Origin of the sequence: Bradyrhizobium sp. AS23.2 (genome assembly GCF_001908185.1) — a bacterium.
In the GTDB taxonomy this organism is placed as follows: domain Bacteria; phylum Pseudomonadota; class Alphaproteobacteria; order Rhizobiales; family Xanthobacteraceae; genus Bradyrhizobium.
Genome location: NZ_LGHM01000050.1, coordinates 1 through 19,957 on the forward strand (window position 1 = coordinate 1; position 19,957 = coordinate 19,957).

Sequence of the window (19,957 nt, forward strand, 5' to 3'; positions counted from 1 at the left end):
ACGGGATCGACCTGCAGGGTGTTGAGGTCGTGCAGAACGTAGAACAGCCGTCCGGCGAGCCGCACGAACTCGGTTTCGGCAAATTCGGTGGCCCAATCGCTCGTGTCCACGTTCCCTCTGATCGCCGTGACGGGAGCAATTCTCCGCAGCGCGGTGATGATCTCGGGATCGCCGATGTCGCCGCCGTGAATGATGTGGTCGACATGGGCCAGCATGCGAAGAGCCTCCGGCCTAAGCAGGCCGTGCGTATCCGAGATGATGCCGATGGTGAAGGTCATCGAAGCGTCCGGTTGAAGCACCTTATCACGCGTTGGGCCGCAGCTTCCTGATGCACCGCCGGTGCCCCGGACACAACCGCCTGAGCCGACTTCCGCCGCTGGCTCGTCGCGGGTTTCTTCGCCGCTGCTTCCTTCGCCGGCTTCTTGCCTTGGATCGGCATCAACATCTCTTTCTGACCCGCCGCCACCTTGCGCGGCTTCTTGGCGGGCTTTGCTGCCTTTGCCGGCGCAGCCTCCCGACCGACGCTCTGCCGCAGCGCCTCCATCAGGTCGACCACGTTTTCGCCTTTGGGCCGCTCCTTCGGGCGGATCGTCTTGCCTGCACGCTTCTGGTTGATCAGGTCAACCAGCGTGGTCTCGTAGTGGTCCTCGAACTTCCCGGGATCGAAGGTGCCAGCCTTCTGGTTCACGATGTGCCTTGCGAGGTCGAGCATGTCCTTGGTGACTTTGACGTCCTGGATCTCGTCGAAGTATTCCTGCTCGGAGCGGACCTCGTAGGGGTAGCGCAGCAGCGTACCGACGAGACCCTTCTCCAACGGCTCGAGCGCAATAATGTGCTCGCGGTTGGTGAGAACCACGCGGCCGATCGCGACCTTGTCCATCTCCTGGATGGTCTCCCTGATCACCGCGAAGGCGTCGTGGCCGACCTTGCCGTCCGGACGCAGATAGTAGGGGCGGATCAGGTAGCGCGGATCGATCTCGGTTCGGTCCACGAACTCATCGATCTCGATGGTGCGCGTGGACTCTAGTGCGACCTCCTCCAGCTCCTCCTTGGTGACCTCGATGAACTGGTCCTTCTCGATCTGGTAGCCCTTAACGATGTCTTCGTTGGGCACCTCGTCGCCGGTGTCGGCATCGACCTTTAGATATTTGATGCGTGACCCGTCGCCCGGTTCAGCTGGTTGAACGCGATCTTCTCGCTCTCCGACGTCGCCGGATAGAGCGCCACCGGGCAGGTGACGAGCGACAGACGCAGGAAGCCTTTCCAGTTCGCTCGCGGGGCCATGGTGAACGCAACGCTCCAGGGTGCGGGGACTCGGACTCAAGACGAACGGGGGCGGCCAGTTCCGACACGCCAGCCCCGAGATTCATTTGCGTCGGCCGCGATGCCAGCAGAATCCGAACCGGGCCTCTTCACTCTCCAGAACGAAACGGGAATATGATCCGTGTGCGAGACCAGCTGGCTTCAGCTCGCTCGGGAACCGCTGCGCGAACCTGGTTTCGACTAACTCCCGAGCGAATGATCGAGGAAGAAGCGCAGCATTTCCCCGGTTGCGTCCGGCCCGCGCGGATCGGTGTAGGAGCCTGCGGGACTGCCTCCCGCCCAGGCATGACCAGCGCCGTGAACATTCCAATGCTCGGACACGACGCGCCCGTCCGCATGGGTCAGGATCGTGCGGGTATATCCGTGTCCGTCCGGCACTCGTCCGTCGATCGCTTTCGATCTCATCCCCGTCGCGGACTGCTCGACAATCCGGTCGGCGTTGTTCGGATTCACAGTGGTGTCACGGTCGCCGTGGAAAACGATGATCGGCACCGACGGGCCGCCATTCCTGGCTTTCCCGCCGCCCTGCCGCATCGCGACGAACGCTGAGGGAAGATCGCTTGCTGCGCCGCATGCCAGGCCGGAATGGATCCCAACGGCCGCGTACAGATCGGCGTGCGTCGCCCCCATGATGGCAGCCGCCGCCCCGCCGGCCGAGAGCCCTGCGACGTAGACGCGGTTCGGGTCGATCGGATAGTCCTGCATGATCTGACGGGTGATGCCCGCGATCAGCGACGGCTCTCCCCCGTTCCGCTGCTGGTCGCCCGTGCGAAACCAATTCCAGCATTTTGACTGATTGGCTCCGCTGGGCTGCTCCGGATAGACCACGAAGCAATTTCGTTCTTCCGCCAGGAAATTCATCCGGGTGCCAGCCGCGAAATCGTCCGGCGACTGGGTGCAACCGTGGAGCATGACCACGAGCGGAAGCGGTTCTCCTCGCGAGCGGCTGGGGATGAACAGTTTGTAGGTCCGGCTTCCGGCAGCGTTGCTGAAGGTCCCCGCGATAAACCTCGTTCCTTCGGGTGCGATATCCGTCGTGGCAGGCGGAGCGCGCAGGCCGAGTCCGGATAACTTTCGCATCGCGTCGAACGGCGCCGGGCGATTGCGCCGCTGCACGGAACTGGCGTGCGTGCTTTGGCGGCCCTTCTTCTCCTCGAGAACGTTCGCCTTCAAGTCGATGGTCAGCGGCTCGATCTTCGCCGGCTTGGCTCTGGCCGTGCCACCGGACGGCTCTGCGGCGCTCTCGCCGCGAAGCATGCGCTGCAGGAGCGCGGTGGCCTCTACAAGTTGGCCGGCTCGCGTGAGACGCGTGGCCTCGCGAACTATGTTCTGATCCAGCATCACCTCACCTCGTTCTGTCGGCGAGAGCGGCCTTGACCGCGGGAGTCGCATGGAGGGCTCCGAGCACCGACACCGAAGCGATTGTGGCGCGGGCCAGATCGGGCGTGACGTCCTGGGCGATGGTCGCCAAGCCGAGAACGTTGATGTGCAGCATCTCGCCGGCGCGTCGTGCCGCCTCGAGATCTTCGCGGCTGTAATTCCGCAGCCCAAGGTCCAGGCTCTTTCGGACCGTCGACTGCTTTACGACGTCCGCGTGCCGCTCGAGCTGGTTGCGGATGGCCGTTCGGATGAAATCGGTACGGTTGGAATAGAATCCCTCCTGCACCATCAGATCGACCTGACCCAGGTCGACGTAACCGAGGTTGATGGTGATCTTCTCGGTGTCGGGCGTTTTTGGCCGCAAGTCGCGCACATTGTCAGCCATCTGCAGTTCTCCACGCCATCCATGTGGATGGCTATAGGATGTCAAGTGGATGTCTTCTGGCGATCTACAAGGGCCAAGGTCGATTTTCGCGGAACGGAGGCGGGTCGCTCCTGGGTCCTCCGGCGAGGCTCACCAAGGTGACTTGGCTCCCCACGCTGCTCGTCCCCGATTTTCGCCGGATGCGCCGGCCGGGACTCGACTTCAATGTTCTTGATATGTTCAAATATGACATGACCGACCGCCCCGCCAGCTGGCGCTTCCCCACCGTGAAGCAGATGCAGAAACTCGCCTCCTCCATCGGTATCGACCAGAAAACGCCGCCAACGCGGCCCCTCGAACCGGCAGACGACCTCCCGGTCGAATACTGGCGAGCGCTGCTGGACGACCCTCGCGCAGAAACCAAGCCTGCGCCTCCCGGAGGGGCGCTGCGGCTGGACCAAATCTCTCAACATCTTCTGAGGGTCGGGTGTCACCGCTGCGGCAGAACGGTCGAGATCCAGAAAGTCGACGCCGCCCACCTCTACGGCGCAAACGCGGTCTGGAAGGATGTCGGACAACGGCTGCTGGACAACACCTGCACGCAGCGGACGGGACGCCATGAGGAAGACGGCTGCTGGCCGAGCTATTAGACGCCGGCGATCAACCCGAGACGATGGCACCGAAGCACCATCCCACGCCCCTCTCCGGAGGAGACCGGAAGGCTCTGGCCAAGGAGTTGGCGATGGCGCGCGCGATGACGACGATCCTCGCAACTCAGGCTGCCGAGGCCCGCGCCAAGGGCGAGGCCCTGATCCGGCAGGCCGACAAGCTGCTCTGCGAATCCTGGAACGAGCGCATGTGGGCGGATGGCGGGCCGATAGACCCGTCGCCCACCGTCGACCAGGCCATCAACGGCGGTTACGGCTGGCTCGAGATCGAGTGCCCGCGGTGCAAGTCTCGACGAGACGTCGATCTGGCGGCACTGCGCCATCCGCCCACCACGCTGGTCCACGACCTCGCCAGCCGTCTCCGCTGCAGCAAATGTGCTAAGGCCGGCCGACGGCCCTCCGCCACGCTTCTGCAACTGACACCGCGCGCCCGCCAAGCCACTTCGGAGACTTGATCGTGTGCAATCTCTACTCGATGACGAAAAACGTCGACGCGATCCGGCGCCTGTTCGGCGCGCTCAACAGCCACGTCGGCAATCTGCCATCGATGCCCGGCATCTTCCCGGACTACCCCGCCCCTATCGTCCGCAATGCGCCGAATGGCCGCGAGGTCGCCATGGCGCGCTGGGGCATGCCGTCCTCGTCGAAGGCGCTGATGGATGCAACGAAGAAGCGCGCCGAGAAGCTCGAAGCCAAGGGCAAGGCGGCGGACTTCAAGGAGTTGCTACGCATGGAGCCGGATAGCGGCACGACCAACATCCGCAACACCAGCAGCAGCCACTGGAAGCGGTGGCTGGGGCCCGACAATCGCTGCCTTGTGCCGCTCACGTCGTTTTCCGAGTACGACACGATCGACGGCAAGAAGGTGCCGGTGTGGTTCGCCATCGACGCGTCGCGCCCCCTCGTCGCTTTCGCTGGCATTTGGACCAACTGGACCAGCGTTCGCAAAGCGAAGGAAGGCGAGGTCACCCTAGACATCTTCGGCTTCCTGACATGCGAGCCGAATGTCGAGGTGAAGCGCGTGCATCCAAAAGCGATGCCGGTGATCCTGACGACGGCGGAGGAGTATGACGTCTGGATGCGCGCCCCCTGGGACGAGGCCAACGCGTTGCAGCGTCCGCTGCCGGACGGCGCGTTGAAGATTGTGGCGATGGGCGAGAAGGAAGATCCCGCGGCGGCCGCTTAGTGTTGTGCACGGGAAGGCGGAACACGTGCACAGCAACTGTGCCCGCGATTTCGAGCCCCTGCCCTGTGCTAACTGGCCGGAACGATGGACGGGCGCGGACGATTCTTGTCGGCAGGAGCGATCAATGCTGATGTCCAGGGAAAGGCGGCCCGCGGTCCGGACGCTACGGAGCTGGGCCATTTCGGTTCTCCACGACGCCGGAGCCATTCGGGAGTGCGGGGAGCACGGCTGGATGCAGGATCGCGGCGACCCTCACGCCCGCGAGCGTGCATTCGAAGTCGCGCGTCAGGATCCGCCGGCCGGGGTTTCTCCGGCGGTCGCCGCGGTCGCAATCGCCGAGATCCTGGATTCGATCGGAGACACATGCCCTGAGTGCCCGCCAGAGGACCTCGTCTAACGCTGCGACGAGGCGACCACGAACCTCTGTAATTCGAGGATGGCCACACCCGATCCAGAGCAAGACGTCTCGGCGGCGCCCCATCGCAAGATCATCCAGATCGATATGGATGCGTTCCATGCGTCCGTGGAACAGCGCGATAATCCGGACGTCCCGGCAAAGCGGTCGCGGTGGGGCTCGGCGGGGCGCGGCGTCGTCGCCGCGAGCTACGAAGCCCGCAAATCTGGCGTTCGCTCTGCCATGCCGTCGGTGACAGCGAAGCGGCAGTGTCCCGACCTGGTCTTCGTCAGGCCGCGTTTCGAGGTCTACAAGGCGATCAGCCGGCAGATCCGCGGGTTCTTCGGGACCCGAAGATTGGCATGCCTGGGCGGCGGATGTAGGCTTGCGGCATGAGCGAGCCCGACAAGCCCGAACAACCGAACGCCGTCTTTGCGCCAACCCGACCGGAAGACGTATTCGGCTCCCTAGCGCATAAGGGGCCGGCAAAGTCGATCGCGGATATTAAAATGGCACGGCCGCATCTCGGTCATGACTACGGGCCGTTCGCAGAGAACCCCACCTTGAGGTCGGTATTACGATGGCTGAGAGAACGCCTGATGCAGCGGCAAGAGAACGGGGGCAGGTCAAGGTCGCCGAGATTTTGAAGGGCGACGACATGCTAACCGCGAGCGATTTCGGATCGGCAAGTCGGGTGCGTACTACTACTGGATCTCGCGCGGCGTCGACGAACGGCCGGTTCGAGCCAACCGGATCCGGAAGTCAGTCGGCGCGGAGAGTACGTTCTCGACGGACCTTACCGGCTTCGACGCGATGGTCGCTGAACTGGAGCCGCTGATAGACAAGGTTTGGCGGCACTGCGAGTCGACTGGCAGCCGGGGCCGAACGGTGACGCTGAAAGTGAAGTTCGCTGATTTCGAGATCATCACGCGCGGTCAATCCGTTTCTACCGTCATCGCGAACCGCGACGATCTCGCGCATCTCGCGATCGGCTGCTGAAGGACAATATGCCCCTTCCGAAAGCGGTGCGCCTCTTGGGGTATCGCTGTCTTCCCTCCAAGAAGCAGACGATGCGGAGCCGCAACTAGATTTCGGGATTTGAACCGGACTAAACTGCCGCTTGTAGGTATGCGTGCGACGCGCCGGGGAGTTGCAGAAATCCAATGCGTGAAAACGAGCTAACTCTGGCCGCTATGGCCGAGGCATTGGCCAAATCACCAGACTACCGGGTCCTTCGGCGCCTGGTCCGACGTGAAACTTTCGCTCCATCCGTCGGCCAAAGTACGAAGACCGGCCTCCTCCTCGACGTGGAGACGACAGGTCTGGATCAGCAGAAGGACGAGATCATCGAGCTTGGCATGGTCAAGTTCGACTACCTGCCGGACGGGCGCATCGCCGGCGTCAGGGACGCCTTCACCTCGTTCAACGAGCCGTCTGCGCCGATCCCGCCGGAGGTCACCGCCCTCACAGGCATCACGAATGAGATGGTCGCGGGGCAACGAGTCGACGAGGAAGCCGTCTCGTTGTTCGCGGACGACGCAGTCATCGTCATCGCCCACAACGCGAGCTTCGACCGCAAGTTCGCGGAGCGCTACTGGCCGATATTTCAACGGAAGGCCTGGGGATGTTCGGCGACGGAAATCGAATGGGGAAGACACGGCTTCGAGGGCTCTCGCCTGGGCTACCTCCTGAACGGCGCTGGCTTCTTTCACCAGGCTCACAGGGCGGTCGATGATTGCCACGCCCTGCTCGAGATCCTCGCGTTCGAACTTCCGACAACCGGATCACCAGCGCTTGCCGTCCTGCTTGAGCAGGCGCGAAAGAAGACAATGCGCGTGTGGGCGGAGCAGTCGCCCTTCGATCTCAAGGACGCCCTGAAGCGCCGTGGCTACCGGTGGAGTGACGGAAGCGATGGCAGGCCTCGGTCGTGGTACATCGACGTCGACGAAAGCAAGCTGGACGATGAAATCACGTTTCTCAAGACCGAGATCTATCTCTGCGATGCGGAGCCGCGCTTACAGGCCTTAACGGCATTCGACCGGTTTTCGATTAGAGCATAAAACGGATGTGCCATCTCTACAGCGTGACGATGCACTGGAGATCGTCATGCGCGGTGCCAACAAGGAAGACAATGCCGCCGCCTAATTACTCCAGGCAGCCTCGGTCGCTACGGGAGACAAACATGCAAATCGCCGTCGTCGGAGCTGGAGCCGTAGGGTGCTACTATGGCGGACTGCTGGCCAAGGCGGGACATGACGTGACGTTCATTGGCAGGCGAACGCATGTCGATGCGATCAATGCGCAAGGCCTCCTCATGGACACGCAGGTTTTCAAGGGATACTTGCCCGCAAGGGCGGCCACCGATGCAAGTTCCCTCGTCTCGCCTGACCTCGTGCTCTTTTGCGTGAAGTCAGCTGATACGGAGGAAGCAGGCCGCTCTCTCATTGGGCGCTTGCGTCCGGACACATCGATCCTCACCCTACAGAATGGCGTCGACAATCCGCAGCGCCTGCGTGCGGTCACTGGTCACCCCGTCATTCCAACTGTCGTCTATGTCGGCAGCGAAATGGCCGGCCCGGCCATGTTAAGCATCACGGCGGCGGTGCATTGGTGATCGGCGGCTCCCCACAGAGCGAAGCACTGGCGCAAACGCTGAATGCAGCCGCAATCCAGACGACCGTCGCCGACGACATCGAAAGCATCCTCTGGAGCAAGCTGGCCACGAATTGTGCTTACAATGCGTTATCAGCCGTATCGGGTCTTTCCTACGGACCAATGTTGGACGTCGAAGGAATAAAGGATGTCGTCGCGAGCGCGGTTCAGGAAGCCATCATCGTCGCGCGTGCTTGCGGCGTGCGCGTTCAGGACGGCCTGATTGAGCAGATCCTGAACATTCCCACGATCATGCCGAATCAGATGTCGTCAACCGCGCAGGATCTTGCGCGCGGCGAGCCCAGTGAGATCGACTTTCTCAACGGCTACGTTGTGCGAAAGGTGCTGAGCTCGGAATTCCGACACCCACCAATCGCGCCCTCCAGGTGATGGTGAAGCTGGCAGAGCTAAAGCACAAACAATAGTCAAACTTGAGCCGCCGATTGGAGAAGCCCTAACTCTTCCTTTTGGCCTTGCGTTTCTCAAGCCAATCGCGCGCGGCCTGCTCAAGGATCTCGGAAGCGGTGGTGTCGTCCTCAACAGCTGCCAGCTTGAGTGCCTTAACCACCTCTGCCGACATCGACGCGAAGAAGTTCCGCTTTCCTCCGGTTGCTGGTTTGCTTTCCTTCGGGGTTCTTCGTCCGTCAGACATGCGTTCTCCGGGCGTGGCTCGTTGAGTGTGCTGCGAATCTCCAGCCGATTGATCCTAATTGGGTTTTTCCAAATGGCCATAGGCTGCCCGGTGCCTATGTACATAGGTACATTTATTTCTATTGACACATGTCCATGTTCCTGATTTGTTCTTTGTCCCGAGTTTGGCGTTGAGGGTCGTGTGATGACCGACATCGTGCGGAATTGGCGGGTCGAACTGATCAGGGCCTACCCCAACCTATTTCATCCACCAGCTGGGCATCCCGAGTCTGCACGCGGGTATCCCTGGTGCGAGGAAGGCTGGCACGATCTGCTCCAGCGCCTGTGCGTGAGGCTTGAGGCCGCGCTGCGCGAGGGTGAGACAATCCAGATCCTCCAGATCAAGGAGAAATTCGCCCTACTCAGGGTCTATTGGAGCGGCGATGTCTCACCCGAGACCGCAGCCAGGCTGCGCGAGGCCATTGCGCTCGCCGAGGCGCGCAGTGCCTGCACGTGTGAGCGGTGCGGCGCCGAGGGCCGGCTCTATCGCGACGGCGGCGTCTACATGACCCGCTGCGCAGAACACGCGCAGGGCGCGCCGGTGCCAGGCGAGCCCGGCCAGGAGAACATCCCCCTCATCCGTCTCCCAGCGTCGAACGGCTATCGGATCGGCGCGCGACGCTACGACCGCGAGGCCGACAGCTTCATCGACACCCCGTCGAGCGATGCAGGAAGCGAGGAGACGTGACATGGCGCGCAGTGTCCAGAACTGGCGGACCGACTTCATGCAGGTCCACCCCCGCCTGTTTGAAGTCATGTACGACGAGCCCGAGCGCACGCCGGGTTATCCCCTTTGCGGGATCGGCTGGCGCGACATCCTAGAGCGGCTTTGCAGCCGGATCGAACACGCGCTGGCCAATGGCGATCGCTTCGCATTTGTCTGCGTTGAGCAAAAATTCGGGACTCTGCGCCTCTCCTGGGCTGGCACCCTTTGGGATGAGAGCAATGCCAGGGTTGCGCAAGCGATAGCCTTGGCCGAAGCGCGATCCGCCTGCACCTGCGAAAAATGTGGCGAAGAAGGCCGTTTGTATCGTCATGACGGTGTTTGGATGACGCGCTGCCCTGCCGATGCAAAGGGCGAGCCTGTCCGCATCGAGGCCGGCCTAGAGAGCTTCCACGTCATCCGCGTCACGGAGCTGCGCGATATGCGCGTCTTCTTCTGCCGCCGCTACGACCGCGCAGCTGATGCGTTCGTGGACATCCCACCGGACGGTCTCGAGGAGTAGCCCGATGGCCCGCTTTCGCTGCCGCACCTGCAAGCAGGAAGGGTCATTCGTCTACGTCCCCGAGCGCTACACGTGTCCCCTCTGCGATTCTATCGACGCGCAGTTCATCATTCACCGGGAGGAATTACCTGAGGGTGATCCGCTGCTGAACCCTGAGAACTCCCCATCCAAGAAGGACGGCAAGAGGAGCGCGGACTGTCCGATGCGCCTGTGGATCCTGTCAGATCTGCATGTCGAACTGACCCGCGGCTGGGATCTGCCGTCCGGCGACGCGCGTCCGGACTTTGATGTGCTGGTCATCGCTGGCGACCTCATCACGCGCATGGAGCGCGGCGTGCGCTGGCTGCTGGAGCGAGTGCCCGATAAGCCCGTCGTCTACGTCGCGGGCAACCATGAGGCCTACGGTACCGACATCCAACGCACGCTCGATAAGGCCAAGGCCACCGCTGCCGGTACAAACGTGCACGTCGTTGAGAACGAGACCTTCCGCATCGGCAACGTCACGTTCGCCGGGGCGACACTCTGGACCGACTTCGCCATCAACGGCGACGCCCATCGCGGGATGATGATCGCGGGCGAGCGCATGAACGACTTCAAGAAGATCAGGACGTCGACCTATAAGCAACGCTTCTTGCCGCCCCATGCCCTTACCCGACATCTGAAGTCTCTGGTGTTCCTGAAAGCCGAGATGCGCAAGCCGCGCGACGCAGACCGACTTGTCGTCGTCACTCATCACGCGCCGGTACCCGAGCTGTCGGACGAACCGGGCGGATCGGACAGCGATCGCGGGCTCGACCCGGCCTACCGGAGTGATCTCAGGTCTCTGATGCTGCCGGCGCCCGACGACGCGCGCGGCGCCCTGCGGCCGGCCGATCTTTGGATCTACGGCCACACCCACGAATCCTTCGACGCCATGATCGGCGAGACGCGGGTCATATCCAATGCCAAGGGCTACGGGCCCTGGCTGCCGAAATATCGCGTTTGCGACAATCCCCGCTTCGATCAGAACCTCGTTGTCGAAATCTGAGGAAGGTGGTCATGACCGACACCGGTGACCGATCGAAATCGAGCGATACACTGTGGCCAGCCCCTCCTCCGGCCTTAAGTCCTACCTCATCGTCAAGAAGAAGGTCGAAGACTGCCGGAGATCTATTCCTTTCAAGCAAGACCGCAACCCCGATCCCGCTGCGACATCCGGCGTTGCACGACGCGCTCATCCAAGCGTCGCTCGATCCACAGGTGCGCTCGATTGTTTATATTCCATCGGCGAATGCCACTGTTCTACAGCGCGACGATGGTAGCTTTCTACTCGACGTCGTTCCGACGAGACGCATCCGCACTTCCGAAGAGCAACGGCGCGCGCAAATTGCGTTGACGGACCTCGGTCTCAAGCCAATCGCGTTGACCGCCGAAGAGATCCGCCGCGAGCCGCGATACAGCAACGTGCGACTGGTCTGGTCCTATCGTGAGAGCCCCGTCTCGGTAGGCCTGCGCCTGCGCATCCTGCTGACGCTGCTTGATGAGGGGCCCATGCCGCTCGGGGAGCTTCTCAAGAGCATTCGTAGTGAGGTTGACCCCGCTCCAGCGGTGATGGCGCTCGCCTGCGCCGATCTACTAGTCCTCGATCTTGCATCCGAACCGCTGGGTCCCCGCACCATCGCCAGGAGCCGCTCATGATCAGAGAAATCCTCGCACCTGCCCGAATCCCGACGAAAACAGAAAGCCTCTCCTCAGCTGCGGTCGATGACGTCCTCGGGCAACGCTTCGACATGCGGCACGTTGGGAGCGCACTGGCTATGAGTACGGTGGGACCTCGGGCAGCTCGGGACCTCGCCAATGATGTCGTCGGCACGGAGCCGCCGGCGTTATGGGCGCCGGTAGCGAGACGGGAGCGTCCCTCTGCTCAATGTTCGATAACAGCGACCGCTTTCTATGCGGCAACCAGCGGCGCAGTCCGGCGGCAATTGAAGAGCCAGTCGGCACTCGCAGTGGTCATACTGGTGCCAGGGCCAAGTTGGATTAAACCCTTCCGAGAGCTTTTCGTCGTGAAGTTCGGCGATCGATGGCAGGTGATTGCACCAGAGACCTTGAAGACGCAGCAACAGAAGGCCGACAGAAACAGCGAGGTCGCAGCGGACCTTGCGCGCGGCCTGCCGGTGATCGGTATCACTGTCGATGGCGGCGCTCTGCCCTCAGTGCTCACGGCTGCGGCCGACCTCACGATACGCATCAACACGCCGAGGGGGACAACGATCGGGCGAGCGATCCGCATGTTCACCGGACAGCCGGCGCCGTCTGGCATTGACGAGGACATCGTCGCCGGACTCGAATTCCACGATCTTGTCGCAGCGTTTCGGGCCAACTCCTCGCCGGTCGAGATCATCGCTCGTCTCCGGAACGCCACCGTGGCCGGGAACGGTACCAGGACGACGGAGCGCTTGCCAAAACTTGAAGACGCAGTCGAATACGGTGCAGCGCGGATATGGGGCATGAATCTGGTGCGGGATATCGCGGATTACCGCTCTGGCCGCCTGGATTGGCAGGGCGTCGACCGAGGTGCGGTGCTGTTCTCGGAGCCCGGGCTTGGCAAGTCGCTGTTTGCACGAGTTCTAGCGAATGCGTGCGGCGTGCCGCTTGTTGCTTTTTCGATCGCCGATCTTTTCGCGAGCTCGCCGGGGTATCTCGATTCGGTGATCAAGGCGTCGCGCGCGATGTTCGAACGAGCAGCTGCGGTCGCACCGTGCATCCTGTTCCTCGACGAGATCGACGCGCTGCCGAACCGCGCCACCATGTCGCCTCGCGGCGCGGACTGGTGGACACCCGTGGTGACGGATTTCCTCCTCAGCTTGGATAATGCCGTCATGGGAAAGCGTGCCGGAATCGTGGTGCTCGGCGCAACGAACAACATCAGCGGTGTCGATGCGGCCGTGCTGCGTCCAGGCCGGCTGGAGCGGGCGATCGAAATCACCCGTCCCGACCAGGCCGGCGCTATCAACATCTTGCGTCATCACCTGGGCAGGGACCTGGCGGACGCAGATCTGACCGACATCGGCCACCTGATGGATGGATCAACCGGCGCAGAGATCATGATGGCGGTGCGCGGAGCACGCCGGATCGCCCGCTACGCTGGGCGGGCCCTGGAGCTCAATGACCTCATTCGGGCCACCGCGATGGTCGAAGACATCGCACCAGCCGCACTCCGCCGCACATGTATTCATGAAGGTGCGCATGCGGTGACTTCGATCGCTCTTTCTTGCGGAGTACTCAAGCGATGCATGATCGGAAGGATTGGCACGTCGGCGGGAGAGACGCGGATCCAGTGGGAAACGGACGACCTGCCAACACGCGATTCGATCGAACGACGGGCCATCGTCATGCTCGCAGGGCGCGCAGCGGAAAGCCTCCTGATCGGCGATATGGCGGTCGGAGCGGGCGGAAGCGACGACTCCGACCTCGCACAAGTCACCCAGTTCGTGACGACGCTGCATGCCTCCACGGGCCTCGGCGACACCCTGACTTACATCGCCTCTTACCAGGATGCGCTGAAAGCGGTGCGCCGCGATCCCGAGCTTCGGTCCAAGGTCGAACGGCACCTACAGGCCCTGCAAAACCGTTCCGACGAGGTCGTACGTCGCCACCGCGACGCGATCCTCGCCGTGGCCGACCGGCTCGCTGCTCACCGCCAGCTTTCGGGCGAGGAAATCCGCAGGATCGTTGAGGCGTGTGATCCATGCGGCCTCAGGAGGTTGCCACGATGAAAACAGTTCGGCGCCGATCCACAGCGGTGTGTGCAGTGAGAATGCTCACCAATCACTCGAGCGGCGGCGAGGAAAGTTCTCACGTTTCCCTTTCCGACGGCGTCTAGAGCTGACGTCCTCGCAGGATGATGCAAATGACGCTTAACAGTTATTCGGAGCAGGATCCTAGCGCCGATCAGCTTCCTAGGTGCTGAATTGACCTTCCAGGGGTAGAGGCTATTGATAGACCAGCTATGGGCCAGAAACAGAAGGGCAAGTCGGCTATTGATGGTGTAGATGAGAGGAGTTCCACATGGCAACGAGCACGCTGGAGGATGAGGACCGCGACTCGATGGGACTGGTGACCGACCACGCGGAATGGAAGCCGGTCCTTGACGCTTTGGAGTCCGAGGGCATTCCCGCATCCGCGGCGACGATCCAGCAGGAGCACAGATGGGATCAGCAAGCGGTCCGTTATTTTATGGGGCCTCACGTCAGGATCGAAGTACGGGATGCGTGCACTTGGGCCATGAACGAGTCCGAGCGTATCGGGCTGGAAGCGAAGCTTCGCGCCGCCGCGCCGCCAGAGTGGAACGGGCCTCACCTCGTCATACACTGGTGCCGGCCGGTGGCCGGCGAGTGGGCAACGGCCTGGCTCGATGCGATCGATAAGCTCTGGCGGGACTGGCGTCGCCGACGCATCGCGGATGATGCCTTCGACGATGCTCGAGACGCTCTATCCATCCTTCATCGCCGAGTGTGGGACGAGGCGGAGGATCACGGCCCGCTCCTGCCGAAGATCAGTGGGATCTTGGCCAAGGCGCGCTGTCATCCACCAGCGGCGCAGCGATTTCCGCCGTTGCCGCTGGGCCAAGTCGATGTTGCGGAGGTGATGGACGTCTTGCGGCGCATCGCAAGCGGATCTGCGCGCCCACAGATCGTCTCTCCAGCGGGTGGTTGGAAGCGTCTGTACCATGGCGTCGGCGAGTTCATCGTCGACGGCTGGTCGATCGAGGCGTTCAAACGCAATTACGGAATGAAGTACGTGCAGGAAGCCCGCGCCCCGGACGGACGGGCCGGCGACTACGATTCATTCGCTGCGCGCGAAGGCAACCCATTCAGTCTTCTCGAAGACGATGAGCAAGACGCCATTTCCGAAATCCTGGAAGGGCGTTAGGGCCGCACCTCGCTCGCTCCGCCGCCATGGCGAAGCTAACTACCCGCCTCGGCTGGTGCGGAAGGGCACCTGCATAAAGTGCATAAGGTGCGGAGGGACGTCATGCTCCAGATCGGTGCCAGCAACAGCCGCCGCCGTTTGCTGCTGGCCCGATGCAGCGACGGCGGCCGGCGGCTGCTTGTTGGCTGCTGCCGCAGCGCGGCGGCCGCTGTAGCAGCCGTGGTGAGTAAAGTTGGTCCCCTCTAAGTTCGTCTCCTAATCGGGGTAAAGTACGTCCCTAGTCTGAAACACACAAAACCCCGCCAGCGACGGGCGGGGTTTTCATTTCGAACAGACCTTTGTCCGCTTTACCTCAAGAGCCGGCATACAGGATGGCGATAGGATCTTCAGTTAGCCAGAATGCCGTGTATCTCTGATACAACTTCGATCATCAAACGAGGTTCGATACGACCGAGGCGTTCCGCGTGGCGCGCCTCGATCGTCGCGATCTTACAAGGTCGAATGATGGAGGGAGCAGGGAGACCGGCCTCTTCGTAACGACCGATAGCGAGATCCCCCGACCAAGCTCTGTTTTCCGCACTCGTGATCATCACCACCCAAAGGAGGTTGCCGTTTTCCCCAATGCCTCCTTTGGATACAACGAGTGCCGGGCGGTGCTGACGCGTCGATCGATCCGTGTACGGGAAAGGAACCCTAACGACGTCTCCCTGCTTAAAGGCCGGCATAGGCTTTCCGATCTGCCTCGCTGTCCCATTCACTAAAAGTGGCGAAGGGATCATCAACCGGAGTAAGCTCGGCTTTTGTCATGATGACCTTATCGTCAGTGATCGTATAGGCGATCTCGTCACCTTCCTTCAGATGCAGAGCGGATCGGACTGCCTGGGGGATCGTGGTTTGAGCTTTGGTTGTAAGTTTACTCGTAATCATGCACGCCTCCAGTCAAGGATTTTCCTTACCGTAAGGAATTTCCTTTCAGTTTTCAAGACTAAGGGGCGCCCGGTCGGCCGTCGCTGACGATGGCTCTTGCGCTGCTCTCAGCCGTCCGCCCCCTCCTTGGTATCGCGCTCCTAGATTCGTAGCAAAAGTAATGGGTTGCACCGTATCCCGGATACGATATATTTAGAGCCATGGGCCAGAAAGACCGTACGAATAGATATAAGACCGTTGGGGGTGGCGCCGGCCTGGTGCGCGTAGAGGTATTGGTTCCGCAAGAGGGGCGTCAGGTTATCGTCGAAACCGCCCGCCGGCTTCGTGAGGCAAGGCAATCTCTCTCTAGCGAGGCGAGCGCGTTGCATGATGAAGCGCTCTCGCGTTTCAAAACCACGTGTTTCTGGAACTCAAATCCTCCCAGGTCGCAGGACGGTCTCGCGGTCGTTCATGATCGCCTTCAAGCCTATGGCAACATGGAAGCATGGCGCCTGGCTGCGAGAATCCGCAAGATGATGCATCATGCCCCTCGATGACTTCCAAAAACGTGTGATCGGCATCTTGATGCCGCTTAGGTCCCCAGACAGCACATTTGCCGGCGGAGCCGTTTTGCAACGTCATGGCTTCAGGTTGTCAGACGATGAAGATCTCTTCCATTCCGACAACATCGACGTCGTGGCCGTCGCAGGGCGGGACACAGCAGCCCTAAAGTCTGCAGGTTTAGTTGTCGACGTCGTTCGCCCACATGAGGGTCTGGTCGAGGCTATCGTATCTAAAGAGGGAGAAGGCAGCACCCGCGTTCAGTGGGTGCAATCTGGTTCTTGGAATTTTTTTCGGCCGGTGCCGGACGAAACGTTCGGCTGGCGGCTGCACATGGCAGATCTCGCAATCAACAAAGCACTCGCGGCTGGTGGACGCCGCCAAGTCAGGGATTACGCCGATCTTGCCTTGATCCACCAGCACATGATTCCGCTCTGGCATGTCTGCTGGGCTGCCCCGGGCAAGGACGAGTCCTGGTCGCCAATGTCGCTGTTAGAAAAAATCGCCGCCACGATTGGCTTTCGACAGGCGGAATTCGATGCAGAGTTGTCGACCACCGTGCCAATGAAAGCATCCGAGGTGCTGAGGACGGTTCGTGAGGCGGTCGAACAGGCGCGCGAAATATTCCGACGTCTCGCTCCCGAACATGCCGGCAAGCTGTTCGTGGACGACAAGGGCGGGATCGTAAGCGACGTGGACAGAATCCTTTCGGGCAGCGTGAAGATCATCGAAGCTACGAAGGGTGGTACGTGGCCGTCTTCGTTCGATATCGACCGCGCCCTTGTCGAGCGTGTAATCGATGCATTCGGTTGGGAGGGTACTCGCGAACCTAATTTGGCATTGGGGATTTCTGCCCGTGAACATCTTCAACGAAGCTAAGGAAGCTGTTCTCAAGCATCGAGCCGACAAAACACTCGCAATAGTCCCGCGGGCTTACCGATGAACGGAAGCGGCAAACCACTCGGAAAGCTCAGCTCCGGCAACGTGTTTGCCGATCTCGGATTGCCCAATCCGGAAGAGGAGCTGCTCAAGGCCAAGCTCGTTTCCAAGATTGCCGAGGTGATCGAGAAACGCGAGATCACTCAGGTCCAGGCCGGCGAAATCATGGGGCTACCGCAGTCCAAGGTCTCGGAGCTCTGCAACGGGCGCACGGAGACCTACAGCGTCGAACGCCTCTACCGGTTTCTCACGCGGCTAGGCGTCGGGGTTTCGGTTGTCCTGGAGGATCAGCCCGACTGGTCCCGCGGGACGATCGAGGTCGTCGAGGCTACCGGCCACGACAGCCAGCACGAGTTCGCGCCAGGTCCTGGAATGTAAAAGCGCGACCCTACAGCCGCGTACGGCGGGGCTTTTCACTTCGGATGTCGCTGGAGGGGCTTGCGCTGATGCAGCGTTAACGCTGTCTCGGCAGTTGGTGTTGAGGGCAGTCCGGAAAGGCTCCATATTGCTCTACGAGCACTGATCAGGCCGGTTTTGCCAGCGTAGCCCGACGCAAGGACGAGGAGCACGGTAATCGATGGCGGACGCGGCCGAAAAAATCGACATGACGATCGCCGAATTCGACAAATTCGTCGATGGCGTTGCCGACGGAAGAAAGTACGAGCTTTTCGACGGGGCGCCCGTGCTGATGAGTAACCCCAACGAGACCCACGAACAGATCGTGGGCAACATCGGGGCGCCGCTCAAGCTGGTCATGGATCGCCGAGGCTGCCGGACTTACATGAGCGGCATGATGGTGCAGACTTCCTCGAGCTCCACCGGCCGCGATAAATTCCGGCCTGACATTGTCGTTCGCTGCGGTCCGCCGAGCAATAACACCTTCATCACCGATCCAGTCGTGGTGGTCGAGGTATTGTCGCCGTCCACAATGGACCGCGACCGCGGCCGGAAGTTGCAGTTCTACAAGGATCTTCCAACGGTCCGGCATATTGTCCTGGCCTATACCGATCAGATGCGGATCGAGCACTATTTCCGCGTCGAGAACGGATGGGAGCTGAAGGTTCTGCCGACACCGGAGCACACGCTCGATCTGGAGACCGTCGACTTCAGCATGGACCTGGATACAGTCTATTTCGACATCCCTTTTGACAAAGCCCCTCGGCCTCGAGTGAGGACGAGGGGCTCAGGCCCCAAGATCTGAGAACCGTCAGCGGATCGAACTGGCTCGTTGGATGTCCAGTTGAGAAACCAAGTCCTTCTCTGCCACTGAGGCAAGAGCCTCAGCTAGATGGTTTGCGCCCGTCAGATTTTTGGCCTCGGACTACGCTCGCAAGCGTCAGGCGCGAGCCAGGGCGATTTCCCCCCCGACCCCGTCGGGGGGCTAATAGTTTCCCAACGTGGTACGACAACGGTGTTTTCACCGGAGTGTGCTGTGACAGAGGAATTGGTGGTGGAATTGAGGCAGGCCCTTGAACGTATTTTTCGTTCAGAGCGGAACGTCGAGATCGTCATGAGATGCAACGGATGGGACTTGGGCCCAGGAGTGTCCGAAGCCATTCTGGCGAAGGAATATGGCATTAGCCGGGACCGCGTGCATCAGATCAGATGCAGGGCGGAGCATATGCTCGGCTCACCGTAGTGAGTTCGGACTCGGTCGGGTGACGTCTGGCACGCCAGCGGAGATAGGAGTCTAAGCGCGTCAACTTTCTTGATTTTTCTTGATCGTGTTCGAGGCGACGGTCGACGGCTTCTGCGTCATTGTGGTGGTCGCGATGCTCCGCATGTGTGGAAGCGCGTCCCGTCTCCTGAGGGAGTACACTTCAACGTCTTGGTCGAGCAGGAGATGCCGAAGCCTCTTGTAGGGGCGGCTGAGGTCGACCAGGTGATCAAGAGCGCAGCGGCGAAGACGTTCTTCAAGATCGTGGAGCCGGCGATGACGCCCAGGGAACAAAGCGATCATGACCACTGGCAAATGACCAGCGAGCTTGAGATGGGAAATTGATGATCCGCGAGCACGTTGCGGCCAAGATCAAGCACGGTGGAGGCTAATATGGAGCGCGGCCCTGGGTTCGAGGGGACGTACTATGCTCAGCGATCGTTGGGTTTCATGGTCCGATGCTGAACGCCAGGTCCTCGATCCCAGTAGCTTGCTAAGACGCTAGGGGACGTACTTTCCCCAGCGCTGCAGTCGTCAGTCTCAGTTCACCGATTGTGAGCCCCCGGAATCTTATATTCCGACTTGTTGTTGATGCAAAAAGCCCCGCCTCATCGGCGGGGCTTTTTGCCTGCGCAGGTGTGTTGCCGAATTCCGGGGGGCGGTCAGCGGTCAGCCCTTGCCGGCGCGGCCCTCGAACAGGGAGCGCCGAAAGGCGTAGTCCTCGTCGCTTTCGTCGGGGTCGCGCTGCAGTTCGTAATTCTCCAATGAGAACGGCGGCAAGGCATAGTTCTCTTCCAGGTCTTCTGTATCGGCCGATAGGGCCGCGGCGAAACGTCTGCGAAGGGCCACACGCACCAGCTCGGCGATGTACGTTGACGGGTCCTTGCCTTCATCTGCTGCGGCAGCAGCCACGCGGGCGTAGAGCTCATCGTCGATCTGTATCGGAAACGGCATCACTCAGTCCCTTTCCGAATCTGATGTGTCGTTTTCGAGTTGGATTGCGATCTCATCCAGCGTCCGGACGAGTTCGTGCGCTCTCTCCACTTCTCTGAGCTGCATTCGAATCAGCTCGTTGATGTAGGTCCCAACCTCTTTGC

The 19,957-nt window shown here is 61.2% G+C and carries 24 protein-coding genes and 2 pseudogenes; 18 read left to right on the forward strand and 8 right to left on the reverse strand.

Features of this window, described 5'->3' with window-relative positions; translation table 11 throughout:
• The 4 genes and pseudogenes from AC630_RS11975 to AC630_RS11990 all read right to left on the reverse strand — a co-directional run.
• A partial coding sequence (locus AC630_RS11975; RefSeq protein WP_143197987.1) for a metallophosphoesterase family protein occupies positions 1-278 on the reverse strand: 278 nt, incomplete at its 3' end.
• Between the two features lie 83 nt (positions 279-361).
• Positions 362-1,284 (reverse strand): annotated as a pseudogene (gene ku / locus AC630_RS11980) (non-homologous end joining protein Ku); the annotation flags it as partial.
• Between the two features lie 219 nt (positions 1,285-1,503).
• Positions 1,504-2,664 carry an extracellular catalytic domain type 1 short-chain-length polyhydroxyalkanoate depolymerase gene (locus AC630_RS11985; RefSeq protein ID WP_074118763.1) on the reverse strand — a complete coding sequence of 387 codons (1,161 nt, stop codon included), beginning with the start codon at positions 2,662-2,664 and terminating at the stop codon, positions 1,504-1,506.
• A 4-nt stretch (positions 2,665-2,668) separates the two neighbouring features.
• Positions 2,669-3,088, reverse strand: a complete 420-nt coding sequence (locus AC630_RS11990; protein WP_074118747.1) for a ribbon-helix-helix domain-containing protein — start codon at positions 3,086-3,088, stop codon at positions 2,669-2,671.
• Positions 3,089-3,225: 137 nt separating this feature from the next.
• Between AC630_RS11990 and AC630_RS11995 the strand changes: the two genes are divergently transcribed.
• The 8 genes and pseudogenes from AC630_RS11995 (at position 3,226) to AC630_RS48040 (ending at position 8,357) form a co-directional block, all read left to right on the forward strand.
• Positions 3,226-3,717, forward strand: coding sequence for a hypothetical protein (locus tag AC630_RS11995; RefSeq protein ID WP_349538423.1), 492 nt, complete (start codon positions 3,226-3,228; stop codon positions 3,715-3,717).
• Positions 3,718-3,740: 23 nt separating this feature from the next.
• Entirely contained in the window at positions 3,741-4,190 is a 450-nt protein-coding gene (locus tag AC630_RS12000; protein ID WP_074118748.1) for a zinc ribbon domain-containing protein, read from the forward strand.
• Positions 4,191-4,192: 2 nt separating this feature from the next.
• The gene (locus tag AC630_RS12005; protein ID WP_074118765.1) at positions 4,193-4,921 is read left to right on the forward strand and encodes an SOS response-associated peptidase; all 729 of its coding nucleotides are present in this window, start codon (positions 4,193-4,195) and stop codon (positions 4,919-4,921) included.
• A gap of 124 nt (positions 4,922-5,045) precedes the next feature.
• The gene (locus AC630_RS46880) at positions 5,046-5,318 is read left to right on the forward strand and encodes a hypothetical protein (RefSeq protein ID WP_074118749.1); all 273 of its coding nucleotides are present in this window, start codon (positions 5,046-5,048) and stop codon (positions 5,316-5,318) included.
• Positions 5,319-5,357: 39 nt separating this feature from the next.
• Positions 5,358-6,417, forward strand: a pseudogene (locus AC630_RS48270) (DinB/UmuC family translesion DNA polymerase).
• Positions 6,418-6,478: 61 nt separating this feature from the next.
• Entirely contained in the window at positions 6,479-7,375 is an 897-nt protein-coding gene (locus AC630_RS12025; RefSeq protein ID WP_074118750.1) for a 3'-5' exonuclease, read from the forward strand.
• A gap of 122 nt (positions 7,376-7,497) precedes the next feature.
• Complete coding sequence (locus tag AC630_RS48035; RefSeq protein WP_349538426.1) at positions 7,498-7,929, forward strand: ketopantoate reductase family protein; 432 nt, start codon at positions 7,498-7,500, stop codon at positions 7,927-7,929.
• Positions 7,926-8,357 carry a ketopantoate reductase family protein gene (locus AC630_RS48040; protein WP_349538427.1) on the forward strand — a complete coding sequence of 144 codons (432 nt, stop codon included), beginning with the start codon at positions 7,926-7,928 and terminating at the stop codon, positions 8,355-8,357. The genes AC630_RS48035 and AC630_RS48040 overlap by 4 nt, the downstream gene beginning before the upstream one ends.
• 64 nt (positions 8,358-8,421) lie before the next feature.
• Here the strand turns inward: AC630_RS48040 and AC630_RS12035 are convergent, their stop codons facing one another.
• On the reverse strand, positions 8,422-8,619 hold the full coding sequence (locus tag AC630_RS12035; RefSeq protein ID WP_074118751.1) for a hypothetical protein: 198 nt from the start codon (positions 8,617-8,619) through the stop codon (positions 8,422-8,424).
• 183 nt (positions 8,620-8,802) lie between these two features.
• On the opposite strand from AC630_RS12035, the gene AC630_RS12040 reads away from it, so the two are divergent.
• The 6 genes from AC630_RS12040 (at position 8,803) to AC630_RS12065 (ending at position 14,797) form a co-directional block, all read left to right on the forward strand.
• A complete protein-coding gene (locus AC630_RS12040; protein WP_074118766.1) occupies positions 8,803-9,345 on the forward strand; it encodes a hypothetical protein in 543 nt (180 codons plus the stop codon).
• 1 nt (position 9,346) lies between these two features.
• Entirely contained in the window at positions 9,347-9,883 is a 537-nt protein-coding gene (locus AC630_RS12045) for a hypothetical protein (protein WP_074118767.1), read from the forward strand.
• A 4-nt stretch (positions 9,884-9,887) separates the two neighbouring features.
• Positions 9,888-10,910: a metallophosphoesterase gene (locus tag AC630_RS12050; protein ID WP_245330343.1), complete on the forward strand. Its 1,023-nt coding sequence runs from the start codon at positions 9,888-9,890 to the stop codon at positions 10,908-10,910.
• Positions 10,911-10,921: 11 nt separating this feature from the next.
• Positions 10,922-11,560 (forward strand): hypothetical protein, encoded by a 639-nt coding sequence (locus AC630_RS12055; RefSeq protein WP_074118752.1) that lies wholly within the window; start codon positions 10,922-10,924, stop codon positions 11,558-11,560.
• 368 nt (positions 11,561-11,928) lie between these two features.
• Positions 11,929-13,641, forward strand: coding sequence for an AAA family ATPase (locus AC630_RS12060; RefSeq protein WP_074118753.1), 1,713 nt, complete (start codon positions 11,929-11,931; stop codon positions 13,639-13,641).
• 292 nt (positions 13,642-13,933) lie between these two features.
• A complete protein-coding gene (locus tag AC630_RS12065) occupies positions 13,934-14,797 on the forward strand; it encodes a DUF7693 family protein (protein WP_074118754.1) in 864 nt (287 codons plus the stop codon).
• Positions 14,798-15,183: 386 nt separating this feature from the next.
• Here AC630_RS12065 and AC630_RS12070 read toward each other — a convergent pair whose 3' ends face one another.
• Both AC630_RS12070 and AC630_RS12075 read right to left on the reverse strand, forming a co-directional pair.
• The gene (locus AC630_RS12070) at positions 15,184-15,576 is read right to left on the reverse strand and encodes a type II toxin-antitoxin system PemK/MazF family toxin (RefSeq protein WP_349538434.1); all 393 of its coding nucleotides are present in this window, start codon (positions 15,574-15,576) and stop codon (positions 15,184-15,186) included.
• Positions 15,509-15,724: an AbrB/MazE/SpoVT family DNA-binding domain-containing protein gene (locus AC630_RS12075; protein WP_074118756.1), complete on the reverse strand. Its 216-nt coding sequence runs from the start codon at positions 15,722-15,724 to the stop codon at positions 15,509-15,511. The genes AC630_RS12070 and AC630_RS12075 overlap by 68 nt, the downstream gene beginning before the upstream one ends.
• Before the next feature lie 522 nt (positions 15,725-16,246).
• Between AC630_RS12075 and AC630_RS12080 the strand changes: the two genes are divergently transcribed.
• From AC630_RS12080 to AC630_RS45370, 4 genes are all read left to right on the forward strand, one after another.
• A complete protein-coding gene (locus tag AC630_RS12080) occupies positions 16,247-17,143 on the forward strand; it encodes a hypothetical protein (protein ID WP_074118757.1) in 897 nt (298 codons plus the stop codon).
• Positions 17,144-17,203: 60 nt separating this feature from the next.
• Positions 17,204-17,581 carry a helix-turn-helix domain-containing protein gene (locus AC630_RS12085; RefSeq protein WP_074118758.1) on the forward strand — a complete coding sequence of 126 codons (378 nt, stop codon included), beginning with the start codon at positions 17,204-17,206 and terminating at the stop codon, positions 17,579-17,581.
• 199 nt (positions 17,582-17,780) lie between these two features.
• Positions 17,781-18,404: a Uma2 family endonuclease gene (locus AC630_RS12090; protein WP_074118759.1), complete on the forward strand. Its 624-nt coding sequence runs from the start codon at positions 17,781-17,783 to the stop codon at positions 18,402-18,404.
• 627 nt (positions 18,405-19,031) lie between these two features.
• Positions 19,032-19,205, forward strand: coding sequence for a hypothetical protein (locus tag AC630_RS45370; RefSeq protein WP_167561177.1), 174 nt, complete (start codon positions 19,032-19,034; stop codon positions 19,203-19,205).
• A gap of 324 nt (positions 19,206-19,529) precedes the next feature.
• Here the strand turns inward: AC630_RS45370 and AC630_RS12105 are convergent, their stop codons facing one another.
• Positions 19,530-19,814, reverse strand: a complete 285-nt coding sequence (locus AC630_RS12105) for a hypothetical protein (protein ID WP_143197988.1) — start codon at positions 19,812-19,814, stop codon at positions 19,530-19,532.
• Positions 19,815-19,957: the final 143 nt, after the last annotated feature.